This window comes from Nostoc sp., assembly GCF_036919595.1.
GTDB lineage: Bacteria > Cyanobacteriota > Cyanobacteriia > Cyanobacteriales > Nostocaceae > Nostoc.
On record NZ_JBALCO010000005.1, the window covers coordinates 51,621 to 68,454 of the forward strand.

The following is a 16,834-nucleotide window of genomic DNA, read 5'->3' on the forward strand; positions in this document are numbered from 1 at the left end:
CATTCGCCATCTAAAAGCAGGCTGAATTTCTTGTTCGCAATTTTTGATTAATTCTTCGCCTGTGGTCGCAAACCAGGAATCGTTACATCTATTGGTGTCACCTGTGCTGCTAGCTGCGTCAATGGCGGTTGAATGGCGGTTTGATTCCCCACGACTAGAGTCACAATCCTTTCTGGCTTGAGGTATTCTCGTGCTACCCGTTGCACATCAGCGGCGGTGGTGGCGGCGACGGCCTTTTGATAGCGAAAGAGAAAATCAGCAGGATAGCCGTAATATTCGTATCGCATCAACCGTGATAAGGTCTGGTTGGGGTTTTGAAAGTTGAACACAAAAGAGTTGAGTGTAGACTCTTTGGCAAAAACCAGTTCTTTTGCTGTTACTCTTTGAGTTTGGATGCGCTTGATTTCAGCTTGTAAAGCTTTGACAAACTGCACCGTAGCATCCGATCGCGTTTGTCCACCAGCAATAAACATGCCAGGATAATCGTAGCGGGGACTCCACTGGCCATAGACAGAGTAAGCTAAACCTTGACGCGATCGCACTTCATTAAATAAGCGTCCACCAAACCCATTTAACACCCCATTTAATACATCCAGCGCCGCATAATCGGGATTGTCGAACCGTCCGCCTAAATGCCCGATAAGCACACTACTTTGTGTTAGTTGTGGCTGATTTACAAAAAATACTCCACCTGTATTAGCTGGCGAAACCTTTGGTAATTTGGGTTTAGCAATACCTGGGTTGCGGTTCCAGTCGCCAAACTTTGCTTGAACGAGCGATCGCATTTTTTTGGCATTAAAATCCCCCACAATCCCTAAAATCATATTATTGGGGTGGAAATATTGCTGATAGAACTTCAGCAAATCCTCACGGGAAACCTGATCTACCGTTGCATACTCTATCGTGCGAGCATAGGGACTATCTTTCCCATAAATCAATTTCTTAAATTCTCGACTAGCAATACTATCTGGATCGTCATTGCGACGGGCAATGCCACCCTTAGCTTGTGTTTTAGCTAAGTCTAGCTTTCCTTGAGCAAATACTGGCGATCGCATCACCTCGGCAAACAGCCCAAACACTGTTTCTAAATCTTCACTAAGTGCGTCAAAGCTAGCACTACCAGAAGTTTCACCAATACCAACTTCTACAGATGCCGCCCGTTGTTCCAATATCTCGTTGAGTTCATCAGCCGAATGCTTCTTAGTTCCCCCAGTTCGCATTACTGCGCCTGTAAAACCAGCTAAACCGACTTTTTCCAGTGGTTCTAAGCGATTACCTGTCCGCACAAACGCCGTCCCATTCACCAACGGTAACTCGTGATCCTCCATTAAATAGACAACCAAGCCGTTTTGGAGAACAAACCGTTCATACTTGGGTAACTTAATCTCAGGTAGCGGTGGCAACTGCAATTCACTATAATGCTTTGCTTGCGCCGTCGCCGCCAGAGAAAAATTACAAGTTAAAACTAGACACGCAAAAACTGCAACCAAAGCATAAATAAACCCCTTGCCATTTTGAATCTTGAACACCATCCGCCTTTTACCCTTCACCTTGTACCTCTGCATATCTCTCTTCCTTTGCGCCCTTTGCGGTTCGTTTTTCATCCTTCTTTCGACAACAACTTACCAATCGAGCGATTTTCAGCCGTAAACGTCTCTTTCGCCACCCGTTGAATATCAGCCGTCTTTACCGCTGCAATGTCATCCAACTGCTTAAACAAATTCCGCCAAGAGCCAGTTTTCACCTCATATTCCAACAATTGTTGAGCCATCCCCATATTTGAGTCGAGGGTACGTAACAAACCCGCCCGTGCTTGGGTTTTCACCCGTTCCAAATCAGCCGCTTCTACAGGCTCAGTTTTTAATTTGTCAATTTCTTGACGCAAAGCCACCGCCAACTCATCAACTGTATGACCAGGAGCTGTGAGAGCATAGAAAAATATCAGGTTTGGGTACTTATCTCCAGGAAATCCACTGTAACCTTGGGCATTTAGCGCCAAACGCTGCTTTTCTACCAAAGACTTATACAACCGCGACGTGCGCCCATCACTTAATAAACTGCCAATGATTTCATAGACTGCATTATCTGGATGGGTAATTGCCGGACGATGATAACCTTCTAAATACCAGGGTTGAGAAGGTAGCTGTAAAGTAACTTCCCGTGTTTGTTGTTGTGGCGGTTCCGCCGGGATTTGTTCAACAGCTTTGGTTTTTGCTTGATAGCGGCCAAAATAAGTTTGCGCCAGTTTTTTCACCTCAGCCGACTTAACATCTCCGACAATAGCGATCGCTAAATTACTTGGTACATAGTGAGTATCAAAAAAATTCTGGACATCTTCTGGTGTCAGATTGCGGATATCTTCGTCATAACCAATCACTGGACGCCTGTATGGATGAACTTTGTAGGCAGTATCAATAAACTTTTCCACCATCAGTCCAATGGGTGAATTCTCCACCCGCATCCGGCGTTCTTCTAAAATTACATCTTTCTCTTTATAAAACTCACGACGAATTACAGGATCGAGAAATCGTTCCGACTCCAGCGACATCCAAAGTTCCAGCTTATTGGCAGGAAAACTGTAAAAATAACGGGTGGCTTCAGTAGAAGTATTGGCATTTAAACCCACGCCTCCCGCTTGTTCCACAATTTGCCCCAGTTCGTTTTGCTTGACTAGCTTACCTGCTTGTGATTCTACTTGCTTAAACTCAGTTTCTAACCGAGCAACTTCATCTTTTTTGCCATCGGCTTTGGCTGTTTTAATTTGAGTATCTAACTGCTGCAAGCGCTCTAGTAAAGGTTTTTCTGCCTTGTAGTCTTGTGTGCCAATGCGCGTTGTCCCTTTGAACGCCAAATGCTCAAGAAAATGAGCTACGCCAGTTTTACCATCTGACTCATCCACACCACCGACATTGGCATAGGTAAGAAAGGAAACCACGGGCGCTTGATGTCGTTCCAAGACAATGAATTTTAGACCATTGTCGAGGCGAAACTCTGTTAACTGCTTAATCACTCGATCCAGATAAGGTTGGATCGAACTTTGAACCGGTGGGGTTTGAGTTTTGGCTGCTTGAGGAAGTGCCGTTTGAGTTTTAGCCAGAGCAATTTCTGGCAGTAATCCCCACCAAAGAACAATCAAAGCCAACAAAGTGACAAACAACCGCCGCAATCTGACAGATACTTTATCTAAGCAATCCAAAATCGTTCGACTGAGCGTCCCTTGCGCGTCTGGTAGAGAAGTCGTACTCCTTTCCTGCGGAACGCTACGCGAACAAAGAAGCAAGCTACGCGTAACGTTTTGCAGGAAAGTCCCCAATCTAAAATCTAAAATTGACCGACTGATCTGGTTCATAAGCGAAAATTAAGATAAAGTTACACTACCTAAGAAACAGGATACTTAGCAAAAGGACGTTAATCTTGTATTAAGCTTTCACTGGCTTTTTAACTTGATGTTAGACAATAATGCTACAAATCGTGTTCTGCAAATTTCACCATAACTGTTATGCGAGTTTTTAATTCTTCCCCACCCTCAGAGACTCAGACGCGCACCCGGATTTTACAGGCAGCACAACGATTGTTCGCCGCTCAGGGATTTGACGGCACTACCACGCGTGATTTAGCAGAGGCGGCAGGTGTAGCTGAAGGCACTCTATTTCGTCATTTTCCCAATAAGAAGGCAATTTTGGTGGAAGTAGCTACGAGTGGCTGGGTAGAGATTCTTACAGATTTGCTGACAGAATTGAGTGAAATGGGCAGCTATAAAGCCGTAGCTCAAGTGATGCGTCGCCGGATGTGGAATTTCCAAAAAAATGCCGATTTAATGCGTGTTTGTTTTATGGAGGTGCAGTTTCACCCCGATTTGCGCGATCGCATCCAATTAGAAGTGATTACTAAAATGACCGATGTGGGTGAAGCGTTCTTTCAAACAGCGATGGACAAAGGCATTTATCGCCAAATGGATGCCAAGCTGGTTGCTAAAGTTTTCTTGGGAATGTTTGCGATCGCAGGTTTTTCTAACAACACCCTTATAGAACCTGACGCTTCCCCCCAACAAATGCAGCAAATGGCTGAAGGACTCGCTGATATCTTCCTTAATGGAGTCTTAGCCAAAGAGTAAAGAATTATAAATTATGAATTATGAATTTTACTCCTTATTCTTAACTAATAATTGCTTTGGCTTGCTGACTCCACTGTTGTACTAGCTCAATCGCTGGACACAAATCTCGTCGCTGATTGTTGCTACTTGCAAACGCATAATTTGTTGGTGCAATCTATGAGTCGGAGTCTGAGCCAACTGTGCTACAGAACCAATACCTGCATGGAGCAATAAACCACAATATTGGACGCCTACACTGGGAATACGCGCCAAGTCAGCTAAAGCCATCCATTTATTTACATACTGAAGATGAATCTGTAGTTTATTTGCTAACGCCAGCCGTGCCTCAAGAGTCTTGCCTTGTTTGACTAACGCTACTGTGCTAGTAATCCTACAATTTTGTAGTTGAGATTGTTCTTCGTGGCTCAGTCCAGGTAATTGCTCGATTGGCCAGTCACCAGATATGAGCAGATTTCGACTCTTTGTATTTTTAGCAGACATTTTTAAAACTAAATATAGGCTTCTTTTAATATTCTGACAAATAAAAAAAACTTAATCACATATATAGCAATCTTAAATCAAAGGCGTAGAAACAAGATCCCCGACTTCTCTAAGAAGTCGGGGATCTGAGCCTTTCAATTTTGGCATTGTTTTACTGCTACCCTGTGGGAATGTTTCATGAACATACATCTAAATGCAATCTACTGCAATGCAATTGTATTGACTGACAATGCGATTGGATCGACCGACAATGCAATTGTATTGACTGACAAAGCAATTGGATCAATTAACAATGCGATTGTATCGACTGACAATGCGATTGGATCAACTGACAATGCAATTGTATCGATTAACAATAACATTTCACCATGTTAGCTTATTAAAATGAAGCGGTAATGAACTCATCTCGCATAACAGTTACGGCTTGTGCGGCGAGAAAGACGCGATCGCTTCGCCCCCTAACGTTAAGATGGGTGTAAAAGATTTCAAATCTAGCTCGTTCATAGTGGAATGTCCTTATCCCATTGCCCAAGTTCTCGATGCTGAGTTTTTGCCGGATGCGATTGATTTGTAATATTAGGTTTATGCAGTAATTAACTCACCTCGCATAACAGTTACAGCTTGTCCGGCGAGAAAGACGCGATCGCCTCCTGTATAGCGTACTTTCACTACCCCACCGCGACTGGATGCCTGATAAGCCAATAACTCATCTTTGTACAAGTGATCGCGCCAAAAGGGAGCGAGACAACAATGAGCAGCCCCAGTAACGGGGTCTTCATTAATACCTACTCCTGGTGCAAAGAAGCGAGAGACGAAATCATAATTTAAATCTAAAGAAGCAACGCTGGTGACTATAACATCAGAAACAGGCAACGTTTTTAGTAATTGAAAATTAGGCTGTATTTGCTGCACCAAGTCTTCCGATTCCAATTCCACTAAATAACCTAGTGAATTCTGCAAGACAGATTTGTATGGTACACCCAAAGCCTTGCTCAGTTCTGGAGGAGCGATCGTTTCTTGTGAGTGATTCACAGGAAAATCTAACTCGATCCACTCACCTTGCAACTTAGCAATCAGCACTCCGCTTTTGGTGTAGAAACGCGCAGCCTCATTCGGTGACAAATGTCCCTCTGACCAAAGTACATGGGCACTAGCTAAAGTTGCGTGACCACAAAGCGGTACTTCCACCGTGGGCGTAAACCAACGCAGATTGAAGCCATCATCCCGTCTAACTAAAAAAGCCGTCTCAGATAAATTCATCTCCTGCGCTACGTTCTGCATCCAGCGTTCGTCTTGGAAAGTAGGCAAAACACAGACAGCAGCAGGATTCCCTGCGAAAGGTATATTGGTGAAAGCATCAACCTGAGTAATGATTTGTCTCATTAGAGTCGCTTTAAAAGTTAGACAGCATTATATTTCTCAGGAGTGCGTTAAAGATTTATGCCGACCGTTACGATTATTCTCAGACGGCTAATCGTTGGTAGGTTAGCACAGCCGTGTTAAAGCGCGTGTTACATCAAAATGAGAACCCCCATATACAGTACCTTATAAATTAGGAATACAATCTCCCAAAACTGGGGTCAATGTTCAAGCAAAACGAAAACATGAGGATAAAAATCTTCAGAAGCATCTTTGCAGCTGTCAACTTAGCGCTAATTTCTGGAGGATTAGTTAGTTGTGTTGTTAAGGTACCACAGCGCTCTGCTCCAACAGAGCAACAAAAACCAGTCCTACAACCTACCCAACAGCCTAACCAGACTAACAACAAAGACAAAAATGGCGACGACAAACATCGCGATCACAAGGATGATAAAGACGATGACGATAAAGAAGATAACGACTAAATAAAGGCAAAACTATAACCTTGAGTTTCCATTTATGCTTATCCAACAAACTTCTACTTCCCTCGTGGATACTTTACGTTTCCGACGACAACAACTAGCCAACCTCATTGATTTTCCAGTAATTCTGTGGTCAGGTAGCAACAATCCGCGCAACTTTCTGGCAAATCTTCTTCCGTTTCGCGCTAGCAGTCATTTCCTCTATTTTGCCGGACTGCCATTATCAAAGGCGGCAATTCGTCTAGAAGCGGGTAGGCTAGAACTATTCATCGACGATCCATCACCCAGCAGCGCCCTTTGGCATGGAGAAACGCCAACGCGCGAGGAAATAGCCCAGAAGATTGGGGCAGATGTGGCAGGGCCGATGGCAGAACTAGAATCTTGGGTAGAAGATGCCGCCACAGTTGCTGTACAAGATGCAGCTACTTGGACGCAACAATCGCAGCTATTAAATAGATGGGTTTTACCACAAAGTCCTCCCCAAGGAATTGATTTGGAGTTAGCTAAGGCGATCGTTTCTCTGCGCCTCACTCATGATGATGCTGCAATAACCCAGTTGCGAAAAGCGGCGGCTGTCACTGTAGAAGCGCACAAAGTTGGTATGGCAGCAACACCAAAAGCGAAGCTGGAAGCAGAAGTTCGGGCAGCGATGGAAGGGGTAATTATTGCCCATAACATGACCACCTCATACAACAGTATTGTTACAGTTCACGGCGAAGTTTTGCATAACGAACACTATCACAATCCCTTACAACCAGGTGACTTATTGCTTGCCGATGTTGGCGCTGAAACTGAGATGGGTTGGGCAGGTGATGTCACTCGCACGTGGCCAGTTTCCGGTAAGTTTTCATCCACCCAGAGAGATATTTATAATGTCGTATTAGCAGCCCATGATGCTTGCATTGCCAAAATACACCCTGGTGTAGAGTATGGAGATATTCATTTGCTAGCTGCCACGGTGATGGCTGAAGGTTTAGTAGAGTTAGGAATTCTACAAGGAAATCCCCAAGATTTAGTAGAAATGGATGCCCACGCGCTGTTTTTCCCTCATGGTATTGGTCATCTACTGGGTTTAGATGTTCATGATATGGAAGATTTGGGCGATTTAGCAGGGTATGAAGAGGGGCGGGAAAGGAGCGATCGCTTTGGCTTAAGCTACCTGCGTTTAAATCGTCCTTTGCGTCCAGGAATGTTAGTCACAATTGAACCTGGTTTTTATCAAGTACCAGCAATTTTGAATGATACCAATGTTCGCTCAAAATATCATAATGTGCTGAATTGGCAGCGTTTATCCGAATTTGCTGATGTCCGCGGAATCCGCATTGAAGATGATGTATTAGTTACTAAAGTAGGTAGCGAAGTTTTAACAGCCGCATTACCAAATAGTGCTAGTGCTGTGGAAAATTTAGTGAGTTGTTAAAAAATAAGTAAACAAACATAATTAATTACACAATGGCATTGCGAATGCAGCGTTTGCCCTTGATGTTCCCGTTCGCTACTTGTATACGTCAGGAGACGGGTAGCGAAATGAAGCAATTCGCTTGCGGCTGGGATTGCAACTTTTGGAGACCCTACCGCGTAGCTTGCTTCTTTGTTCGCGTAGCATCCCGTAGGGTAAAAATATACTCTGCCGGCAATGACTGTAATTAATTATGTTTAATTACCATTTAATCAGGGAATATCTATGATGTTACTATTTTAAGCCTTGGTAATTGGTATCCTAAAGACATAGTATTCTACCTCGTGATATCTAAAATAATTCCAAATTCATGATCAAAAACCCCATAGGATTACTACTCAATGGAGTTATTGTCACCTTCGGACTATTGCCATTATTAGCTCAAGCACAACAATCGGTTTCTGATACCCAAGTTGCGGCGATGGTAGAGGCGTTGCGACAGGCTGCACCGCAGACAAAAAATCCCAATGATGGACTTTACAGTGAATGGCAAGTTAAACCAGAAACTCTCAAAGGCTGGTCAAAAACTTGTCTCAAACGAGAACTAACACCGACGCAGTTTGAAAACAGCCCTGCGATCGCCCACCAAGTTGTATCCTGTATTACGCGCCGGGAGTTAAGCAATCAATTAGGCGCCACCAATAATAATGAAATTGCATCTGTGCGTGGCGCAGCTTGTTGGTGGATGACTGGTAACTATACAGGTTGCAACAAAGGTTTCACTGCTGACTATGTGCAAAAAGTTGTCCGCTTTTACCAACAACAGCTCTCAAAACCGGCAGCAACTCAATCATAAAAGAGCAACTCTTACGGCAGTTTTCAAATCAATCAGTCTGTGTTAAAATTCAATTGTGAATAGAAGAAACTATTTACGTTTTGAAGTATCTTAGTACGGAGAAATCCCGGCTCTCATCAAACAACGGTTAGTAATAAGAGCTAACGGCACTATGACTTGAAAGAGCAAATAATGGTGAGTCCAGTCCTGTTCACGTAGCATCTCCCTTAGGAGAAGGGTTTTCCGTTAAGCAGGTTGTGTATATTACCACGTTTTGGCAAGGGTAATGGACTCTGAAAGCTTTAAGAAAAACAATAATTAAGCGCAATTGCAATACCTTTAGTAATAGTAGTTTTTTTGAGCATCTAGGGGTATATTTGACTATCCCTTCCATGCTTTGCTTGGAGAAAGGAGCGTATCTTTAGACCTGAGAGTGTCAATGCTAGTCTACTTCTCTAGTCTTATAAAGGAGCTACAATCTAAAAGAAGAAATTGTTAAAAAAATTTACGTTGGGAACTGGAAATCTTTCTGTGTCACAGCCTAATACTAGTCAAGCTTTTAAATTTGATTCGATTGATGCCGCCTTAGCAGACCTAAAAGGTGGTCGCGTGATTGTAGTGGTAGATGATGAAAATAGAGAAAATGAAGGCGACTTAATCTGTGCTGCTCAATTTGCCACACCTGACATGATTAATTTCATGGCGGTGGAAGCTAGAGGGCTGATTTGTTTGGCAATGACAGGCGATCGCTTAGACGAACTAGACTTACCCTTGATGGTAAGCAACATTACAGATACTAACCAAACTGCCTTCACTGTTAGTATTGATGCTAGCCCAGAATTGGGTGTAACCACTGGCATTTCAGCGGAAGACCGCGCCCGCACTATCCAAGTTAGTCTCAACCCGACCACAAAACCTACTGATTTACGTCGTCCTGGTCATATTTTTCCCATTCGGGCTAAAGCTGGAGGCGTACTCAAACGTGCCGGACATACAGAAGCTGCTGTGGATTTAGCTAGACTAGCAGGGCTATACCCATCTGGGGTAATTTGTGAAATTCAAAACTCCGATGGTTCAATGGCGCGGTTACAACAATTATTTGAATACGCTAGACGTCACAATTTAAAAATTATTAGTATTGCTGATTTAATTAGTTATCGCCTACAGCACGATCGCCTAGTGTATCGTGAGGTGATTACCAAGCTGCCTAGTCAATTTGGTCAGTTTGAAATTTACGCCTACCGCCATACTCTGGATAATACAGAACACGTTGCAATTGTCAAGGGAGATCCAGCTAACTTCAGAGATGAACCAGTGATGGTGCGGATGCACTCAGAATGCTTAACTGGCGACGCTTTGGGTTCTCTGCGCTGCGACTGTCGGATGCAGTTAGAAGCTGCACTGAAAATGATTGAGTCTGCTGGTCAAGGTGTAGTTGTATACCTGCGGCAAGAAGGACGGGGAATCGGCTTGATTAACAAGCTGAAAGCCTACTCATTGCAGGATATGGGACTGGATACAGTAGAGGCCAATGAGCGTTTAGGATTTCCAGCTGACTTACGAGACTACGGGATGGGGGCACAAATGCTCATGGATTTGGGCATCAAAAAGATTCGTCTGATTACCAATAATCCCCGTAAAATTGCTGGAGTCAAGGGCTATGGCATGGAAGTAGTTGATCGCGTGCCATTATTAATTGAAGCCAATGACTACAATTCCTATTACCTGGCGACAAAAGCGAAAAAGCTGGGTCATATGCTGTTACAGACTTATCTGGTAACAGTAGCAATTCATTGGCAAGATGACCCGGAAGCTGTGACGGAACGTTATGAACGCTTAGAAAAACTACGACACTTAGCGAAAAGTAATGATTTATTGTTACAGGAAGAAGCGCGTCCCTTAGCGATCGCTTTATTTGACGAGCCATCTTTAACAGTACACTTGGGTTTTGATCAGGCAAAAGTCGCTAGCTGTGATTGGTATCAGCAAAATGGTCATCCTTATATCCAGGCTATCTTCCAAATTCTGGACAACCTAGCAACTTTACCTTACATCCAGAAACTAGAATTTCTGATTTCTTCTGGTTGCGATCCTTTGAGTAATTTACAAGTCCAACTAGATCGACAGACATTCCCGGATAGTACACTGCCTTCATCGATTAGCGATCGCCTGGAGACACAGCAAATTTATAGCTTTAGCAAATAACTTCGATAATTTTCTTTCAATATGCAAGGGGGTGTTATCGCCGAGAGTACGGCACCACTTTTTATTTACTTACTCTATAGATTGGTCTGACCTGACGATAAGTATTAAGTAAGTTCAGAAATTTATTCCCATCAAAATTTATCGGGTCAACTTTTTTACCGGAACGGTCTACCAGATGGTGGGTAGTAATGCGATCGTCTGGCACTTGACTTTGAGCAATTAACCAAGCAAGAGAATTGTATTGAGCTTCCGTGTAGCCGCTATGGGTTTGTTGGCTGCTACTGTCATAACTATCTGGCGGTGTTTCCAAAGAAGCGTGATAAGCAAAATTATTCACAGACGCAGGCAAATTCGGATTAGTCTGCACAGTTTCCACTCCCTCTGGACTCTCAAATACTGAGTTAGCTGCACCAAAAGCTCGCTTTTCTGGCGGTACTAGATAAATCACCGTTCCGTCTAGCTTGATTAAGGCGTGGTAACTTGCTTGCACAGTTTCATCGGTATGGGCTACTTGAAAAAAATTAATCGCGCTGGAAGCAGAATAACCAGTTTCATGGAGGACGATAATCGGTTGGTTGTTGAGAGTTACGCCGTTAACATCTTGGGCGTACCGTTCTCCATAGTTACTTTGGTCAACCGAAGCGACTTGATAATTAGGTCTGTACTGTGCAAAAGCTTGAGTGGTTACGTACCTTGCTATAGGCTTCTTGTTAATCTTAATTGGGGATTTGAGAACACGTTGAGATTTCTTCTCCGGCTCTTTCGCTGATTGAAATTGCACCTGAGGATATTGACTCCAGGCTGTAACCCGTGGATTGGATGTATGGTATGTTATCGGATTATTGTGTAATTTTGTCGCTCGTCCAATTAGCAGCACTACAATTAGAGCCATGAACATCAGCGAGATTAATAGCACCCTAGTCGCCCAGTCTGTAAACCTCATTTTTCTAATACCCGTAAAACGGTAGATATTAACTTATAGCTAAACTGGCGTGTTTTTCATAGAGGCGTACTTCTGTAAACCCCTACCGCAGATGGTATCCAAATAATAATCGCTATAATACCTTAATTCTAGTTAAATTTACGTTACTAGTATATGTTGCAATGCTAGGTAATTGTTTTAGACGCTTTCTCTATCTATGGAGCTATTTAAATGCTCTCAAAACTATTACTACTGCGGGAATAGTTGATGAATTGTGTCTCTAAAAATTAAGATTGCTATCTCAAATTTAAAATGGTTAGCGTTTATACTGTGCTGCGTGGTCTTCGCATAGCCAGAGGTTATGTCCCTCTCGAGTTAAGACCTTTTTAAGTCCACCCCAGTGTTGCTATGGATCTTTTTCCTCTAAAAGTTGACGCAAGGCACGCAAAGCTTCACCATCAGCGCGTTTTGGATCTAAATCTTCACCTCTAGCAATTTTCTCTGCTAATTCTAAATCTTCAGATTCTTTGAGTTGAGGTAATTTTGCTGCTAATTCTTTGGTAAATTCGAGATCATTTTTAAAGACTTACTGGAATATCTTCCTCGATTTCCAACCCTTTTTTGCGCTGACGTGTACTTAAATAATTTGCTCTACCTTTTCTTCGCAAGGGTTAACATTCTCTAAACATCATAAACAATAAAAGAAATGTTCATAATGATTCCCCAAAACTTATTAATTTGTAGTTTTCCTTCTTTAACAGTTGGAGAGCCTAGACCCTTGTAAATTCGATTTATTCTATTCCGATGATAATAGATAATTAAATCAGGAAACAAAATACAATGTACTTCGGATGAGGGATACATTGCTTTATCTAAATTAGGAAGTTCATGCCAAGGTACGTTAGGTTTGTAATGGTGTGCATTATGATAGCCATAGTTAAGAAATATCCAGTTTGTCCAGTAGTATTTACGGTTGATGAGTGAGGAAAATGTATTTTCTTGTTCATAATCATTAGTTAATCTTGGTACTGGGCTACCTAAAGGAATAATGTCAAAGGTATGATGATAGCAATCATATACTCTTAAAATATTGAGCATTGCTATATGCGCTAAAAAAACATATAAAATACTCCAGGGATTGATTAAATACAAGATACTAAAAAATGTAACGCGGATGAGAAAAACAATAACTATTCGTAAACGCATATATTTGTAATCTGGGCGGAGCAAAGGGACAAGGAGAGTGCGCCACCTTGATATGAAGCTAAGAACAGGAATGTAAAAGAATTCTAATGTAATGAGGACTGCCCTAATACTAGCTGGCAAACTTAGTACCCAGGAGGTAATGGAGAAGCCGTCGTATCCTACTTTATTACAGTGATGTTTTATATGCTGCTGTTTAAGAAGCTTAAAAGAAACATAACAAGCACCACTAATCAGTGTCATGAGTGAACCGAACAGACGATTCATGCTACGTTTCTCAAAAATAGTTTCATGTATAAATTCATGAGTTAGCAGGGCAGACCAAATACTTGTATGAGTAATAAGTATCATTCCTAATAAGTTTTTCTCCGCCTGATTTAATAAAATCAAATACAAGCCCAGAAAGTATCCAAAAATTGTATAAACTACTACATAAGTATTAAGTACAAGCTTATGTTTTCCAAAATTCTGCTTCAATGGCTGAATGTTTTGATGGTATAGTTCATCTTTAGAAAGCATTATTGACAGAACATTTGTCCATTTTGTAAACATATATTTAAAGTTAGTTAAAGTTTTCAGGGAATAAAATAGAGTCAGTAAATCGAAAAGTGTTTCTCAGAAGTGCGATCGTTAGATTTTTCTAATGTCAGATAGAATTTTCTTCTCAATTGTCAATGCTATTAAGTATTGGGCTAAATCATATCATTTTCAAAACCATTGATATAAAAAGCCATTTTTTTATTATTTTCCCGGTCTACAATCTGCTTTATAACTCCTTGTTTATCAAGCCACCAAGCAGAGGGAATATAGTCATAAAAACTCTGAGCCAATGACCAAGTATAAGCTCCTGATAAACCTATCCAAAGCATATCACCTTCGTTTATTGTTGGTAATTTAACACTTTCTACAATCACTCCAGTAGGCGAACAAGTACCATCTACTACAACAAACTCTGATAGATTTTCAGTTTTGCTTTTGTTAAAGTTAGGATGCCAGACACAAAACTTTTCTAACGGTGAAGGAATTAAGACGTTTGTAGATATATCTACTACGATAATGTCTTTTCCCCATATCCTTTTTTTACTAATTACCTTTGTTAATCCTATTGCAGAATTTTGAACTATTGCTCTTCCTGGTTCAAATACAATTATTCTGTTTTTAGTATCTATTTGCTCTTTTAGGTGGCTACAACATTCATGTAAAATTAATTGAAGATCATTTCCAGCTTCTTTAATAATATCTTGAGAATCTAAACCAGATCCAAGATTAATTTTCTGAAACCTAACTGAAAATTTATTTTCAATTAAATTTGCCAATTTACCAAGTTCTTTAGTTACTTTAGATAATAGACAGGAATTAGTTTCTCTGGCTGCTCCATGATGATGAATTTCATCTAGTAATGAAAGCGTTTTTGGGTTAACTTTTTCCAGACCAAATAAAATCTCTGATGTATCCATGCCAAGCTTGCTGTGAAATCTTTTTGTTTCTTCAATAGGCAAAGATACTCTAACTCCATATCGCCAATCTTTAGGAAACTGCAATTTTGATACAAGTTTATCAATTATCTCAATTTGGTTTTTGGAATCGCATATAACTTTTATTTTATTTTGGATAGCCCATGAAATCTCTTCCTCTCTTAATCGAGGACTATTTAAGGTAATTTTTTGAAAATCAATTCCGGCTTTTAGTGATAATTCAGCCTCCATCACTGACTGGCAATCAACACCGCATCCTTCTGCTCTAACAGTTTCTAAAACAAGTTTGAGGGCACAGGCTTTGACTGCATAACGTATTTCAATTTCTTGATTTTCTAAAGCTAATTTATAAAGTCTTATATTATTTATAATTTTTTCTTCAGACCAAATTATTGCAGGTGTTGGTATTTCTCCTATAACTTTTGAATAATTTAAAAAATAGTTCAAAGAATTCATCCTATAAAATAATTCCTACTAGTAAAGTTTTTTATTTTTTTTGCAATACAAATTTTGTGCCAAGCATTAAAAACATCTCATAACAGAATTTAACAAGTGATGAATGTGGATAAAAATGCCGCTTATCCAATCGCGATTGAGCAACTCAAAAAATCAGAGTTTTTGCCCGATGATTGTAAATTACGACAAGTCAAATATCTAAATAATCATGTGGAACAAGTTCATCGATTTATCAAGCGACTGGTAAAATCAGGAACGGGATTTGCTTCGTTCAACACGGTAAAGCGAACCTTGAGTGGATATGAGGCTATGAACATGATTCGTAAAGGACAAGTTAAGAGAGTTTAAAAAACAGACATTGTTGCTCAAGTGAAATCTATTGCTCAAATTTTTGGAGTAGTCGCATAACTAGTTCTAATTTATACAGAACTTTTATCTTTTACAAGTTTTTGTAACACAACTACAAATCGTAGTTTTTCCATTTTATTGATGAATAATAGGTGATTTAACACTATAGACACATTACAATATCAAGTCCAAACAAAGATTATTTTTTAACAAAAGTTTAATATTTTTGAGAAATCAAATAATGAAATTATTAACTTGATTAATTGACTAAAAAAAATTATCTGTTTTATTAAATATAAAATAGTTAGATTATTAACATTATTAATTGACTGAAAACAAATTATATGCATTAAAAAGTATAAGAATATAATTCTCTTACATCTTGCACCAAGCTTATTAGGGTTGTAAGCGCACAAAATCGGCAACCTACTATCGCTTTATAATTGCGATGTCTACGACGGGCTATGCCTACGCACCACCAACGCTACAGGCGATCGTCCATTCTACCTGAGAGCTTGCATCAATCCTAACAACCGCCTGAGAATGAATTAAGTAGAATAGTAGAAGATGCCGTCCTCTCGGCGCTAACACACCCGAAGACTACGACCACCTGATAATAGTGATCGCAGCTCTAAAACAAATGCATGAGTACTTATCCCAATTCTCTTGATGGAGAGACGGTTTCGTTAGTTTGAGAAGATGGTTTATTGAAGAAGAAATTCCAGATTCTTTGAATAGCTATTATTAGAAAACCAATCACGCTCATTCCTGTTACGACTGGTAAAGCTAGCGCCAGCACAGACAGTGCGATTGCCATAACCAACTCAATGGTTGACACAACTGGATTGGTTAATCCACCTGAAACGCCTGTAGAACTTATCCGCAATGTATTCATTAATCCCTTAGTTAATCCTGCGGTTCCACCACCAGCAATTAAAGCTAACGTCCATTGCACAAGTGGATTCATCTCTGGAGCAACAGAAGCAGTTACGATTGTCCCGGCGATAAATGCCGCAGGTGTGGCAACAATATCCAGCAGATGATCCAACCAAGGAATGTAATAACCGGTAATTTCCAGCAAACAAGCGACTGCGAATACAATTACAGCTTGAGGTGTTTCCAGCCAATCAAAGTTAGTCGGCAAATCTAAATGTCCAAAAACTGAAGCCACACTCAATGCTAGCAGTGGTACAAATACTCGAAAGCCAGCCGCCGCGCTCAAACTAATCCCCAGTAATAATTCAATAAATGTATTTAGGTTGAACAAAGAAATTAAATCCATAGTGGGACTCAAGTTATACTTCTGGTGTTTTTTCCATCTTTGAGCTGAACAAAGTGACAACTCTCAGTTATGATCCCAAGATAAGAAACTTGATGAAAATATTTCATCTGACTATGTGTAGACTCAATGAAAGCTCACCTCTGTCAATGGGCAATGCCATACCCCTACAATAAATCTATAATATTGCCCACCTGATAATTGCGATGTCTACGACGGGCGTAGCTGCGTCACCATCAACGCTACAGGCGATCGTCTCTTGTAAAATGAGATTACT

The 16,834-nt window shown here is 40.8% G+C and carries 14 protein-coding genes and 2 pseudogenes; 7 read left to right on the forward strand and 9 right to left on the reverse strand.

From position 1 onward, the window contains the following. Window positions 1–47: 47 nt before the first annotated feature. Together V7K21_RS00340 and V7K21_RS00345 are read right to left on the reverse strand one after the other, a co-directional pair. Window positions 48–1,565, reverse strand: coding sequence for a M16 family metallopeptidase (locus tag V7K21_RS00340; RefSeq protein ID WP_335170857.1), 1,518 nt, complete (start codon window positions 1,563–1,565; stop codon window positions 48–50). 35 nt (window positions 1,566–1,600) lie between these two features. Then, window positions 1,601–3,349 carry a M16 family metallopeptidase gene (locus V7K21_RS00345; protein ID WP_335170858.1) on the reverse strand — a complete coding sequence of 583 codons (1,749 nt, stop codon included), beginning with the start codon at window positions 3,347–3,349 and terminating at the stop codon, window positions 1,601–1,603. Window positions 3,350–3,499: 150 nt separating this feature from the next. Here V7K21_RS00345 and V7K21_RS00350 point away from each other — a divergent pair, with 150 nt between their 5' ends. Next, window positions 3,500–4,114, forward strand: coding sequence for a TetR/AcrR family transcriptional regulator (locus tag V7K21_RS00350; protein WP_334794678.1), 615 nt, complete (start codon window positions 3,500–3,502; stop codon window positions 4,112–4,114). A 40-nt stretch (window positions 4,115–4,154) separates the two neighbouring features. On the opposite strand, the pseudogene V7K21_RS00355 reads toward V7K21_RS00350, so the two are convergent. Both V7K21_RS00355 and V7K21_RS00360 read right to left on the reverse strand, forming a co-directional pair. Next, window positions 4,155–4,594 (reverse strand): annotated as a pseudogene (locus V7K21_RS00355) (DUF4332 domain-containing protein). A 200-nt stretch (window positions 4,595–4,794) separates the two neighbouring features. Next, window positions 4,795–4,929 carry a hypothetical protein gene (locus V7K21_RS00360; protein ID WP_335170859.1) on the reverse strand — a complete coding sequence of 45 codons (135 nt, stop codon included), beginning with the start codon at window positions 4,927–4,929 and terminating at the stop codon, window positions 4,795–4,797. Window positions 4,930–5,018: 89 nt separating this feature from the next. On the opposite strand from V7K21_RS00360, the gene V7K21_RS00365 reads away from it, so the two are divergent. Beyond that, window positions 5,019–5,168 carry a hypothetical protein gene (locus V7K21_RS00365; protein WP_335170860.1) on the forward strand — a complete coding sequence of 50 codons (150 nt, stop codon included), beginning with the start codon at window positions 5,019–5,021 and terminating at the stop codon, window positions 5,166–5,168. A gap of 8 nt (window positions 5,169–5,176) precedes the next feature. On the opposite strand, the gene V7K21_RS00370 is transcribed toward V7K21_RS00365, so the two are convergent. Further along, a complete protein-coding gene (locus V7K21_RS00370) occupies window positions 5,177–5,977 on the reverse strand; it encodes a PhzF family phenazine biosynthesis protein (RefSeq protein WP_335170861.1) in 801 nt (266 codons plus the stop codon). Between the two features lie 221 nt (window positions 5,978–6,198). Here V7K21_RS00370 and V7K21_RS00375 point away from each other — a divergent pair, with 221 nt between their 5' ends. From V7K21_RS00375 to ribBA, 4 genes are all read left to right on the forward strand, one after another. Beyond that, on the forward strand, window positions 6,199–6,438 hold the full coding sequence (locus V7K21_RS00375; protein ID WP_335170862.1) for a hypothetical protein: 240 nt from the start codon (window positions 6,199–6,201) through the stop codon (window positions 6,436–6,438). A 34-nt stretch (window positions 6,439–6,472) separates the two neighbouring features. Further along, window positions 6,473–7,855 (forward strand): aminopeptidase P family protein, encoded by a 1,383-nt coding sequence (locus V7K21_RS00380; protein WP_335170863.1) that lies wholly within the window; start codon window positions 6,473–6,475, stop codon window positions 7,853–7,855. A gap of 349 nt (window positions 7,856–8,204) precedes the next feature. Further along, window positions 8,205–8,690: a hypothetical protein gene (locus tag V7K21_RS00385; protein WP_335170864.1), complete on the forward strand. Its 486-nt coding sequence runs from the start codon at window positions 8,205–8,207 to the stop codon at window positions 8,688–8,690. 510 nt (window positions 8,691–9,200) lie between these two features. Further along, window positions 9,201–10,874, forward strand: a complete 1,674-nt coding sequence (ribBA, locus tag V7K21_RS00390; RefSeq protein ID WP_335170865.1) for a bifunctional 3,4-dihydroxy-2-butanone-4-phosphate synthase/GTP cyclohydrolase II — start codon at window positions 9,201–9,203, stop codon at window positions 10,872–10,874. Window positions 10,875–10,935: 61 nt separating this feature from the next. Here the strand turns inward: ribBA and V7K21_RS00395 are convergent, their stop codons facing one another. The 3 genes from V7K21_RS00395 to V7K21_RS00405 form a co-directional block, all read right to left on the reverse strand. Next, entirely contained in the window at window positions 10,936–11,817 is an 882-nt protein-coding gene (locus V7K21_RS00395) for a peptidoglycan recognition protein family protein (protein ID WP_335170866.1), read from the reverse strand. 660 nt (window positions 11,818–12,477) lie between these two features. Then, complete coding sequence (locus V7K21_RS00400; RefSeq protein ID WP_335170867.1) at window positions 12,478–13,518, reverse strand: fatty acid desaturase family protein; 1,041 nt, start codon at window positions 13,516–13,518, stop codon at window positions 12,478–12,480. 173 nt (window positions 13,519–13,691) lie between these two features. Continuing rightward, window positions 13,692–14,930 (reverse strand): diaminopimelate decarboxylase family protein, encoded by a 1,239-nt coding sequence (locus tag V7K21_RS00405; protein WP_335170868.1) that lies wholly within the window; start codon window positions 14,928–14,930, stop codon window positions 13,692–13,694. A gap of 93 nt (window positions 14,931–15,023) precedes the next feature. On the opposite strand from V7K21_RS00405, the pseudogene V7K21_RS00410 reads away from it, so the two are divergent. Then, window positions 15,024–15,278: pseudogene (locus V7K21_RS00410) on the forward strand (DDE-type integrase/transposase/recombinase); the annotation flags it as partial. A gap of 652 nt (window positions 15,279–15,930) precedes the next feature. Here V7K21_RS00410 and V7K21_RS00415 read toward each other — a convergent pair. Further along, entirely contained in the window at window positions 15,931–16,560 is a 630-nt protein-coding gene (locus V7K21_RS00415; RefSeq protein ID WP_335170869.1) for a DUF4126 domain-containing protein, read from the reverse strand. Window positions 16,561–16,834: the final 274 nt, after the last annotated feature.

Excerpts from the sequence above, each read along its gene's own strand:
- V7K21_RS00345 (WP_335170858.1), bottom strand. The coding sequence starts at position 3,349 with ATGAACCAGATCAGTCGGTCAATTTTAGATTTTAGATTGGGGACTTTC.
- V7K21_RS00385 (WP_335170864.1), top strand. The coding sequence starts at position 8,205 with ATGATCAAAAACCCCATAGGATTACTACTCAATGGAGTTATTGTCACC.
- V7K21_RS00350 (WP_334794678.1), top strand. The coding sequence starts at position 3,500 with ATGCGAGTTTTTAATTCTTCCCCACCCTCAGAGACTCAGACGCGCACC.
- V7K21_RS00415 (WP_335170869.1), bottom strand. The coding sequence starts at position 16,560 with ATGGATTTAATTTCTTTGTTCAACCTAAATACATTTATTGAATTATTA.
- V7K21_RS00400 (WP_335170867.1), bottom strand. The coding sequence starts at position 13,518 with ATGCTTTCTAAAGATGAACTATACCATCAAAACATTCAGCCATTGAAG.
- V7K21_RS00405 (WP_335170868.1), bottom strand. The coding sequence starts at position 14,930 with ATGAATTCTTTGAACTATTTTTTAAATTATTCAAAAGTTATAGGAGAA.
- V7K21_RS00375 (WP_335170862.1), top strand. The coding sequence starts at position 6,199 with ATGAGGATAAAAATCTTCAGAAGCATCTTTGCAGCTGTCAACTTAGCG.
- V7K21_RS00370 (WP_335170861.1), bottom strand. The coding sequence starts at position 5,977 with ATGAGACAAATCATTACTCAGGTTGATGCTTTCACCAATATACCTTTC.
- V7K21_RS00340 (WP_335170857.1), bottom strand. The coding sequence starts at position 1,565 with ATGCAGAGGTACAAGGTGAAGGGTAAAAGGCGGATGGTGTTCAAGATT.
- V7K21_RS00380 (WP_335170863.1), top strand. The coding sequence starts at position 6,473 with ATGCTTATCCAACAAACTTCTACTTCCCTCGTGGATACTTTACGTTTC.
- V7K21_RS00395 (WP_335170866.1), bottom strand. The coding sequence starts at position 11,817 with ATGAGGTTTACAGACTGGGCGACTAGGGTGCTATTAATCTCGCTGATG.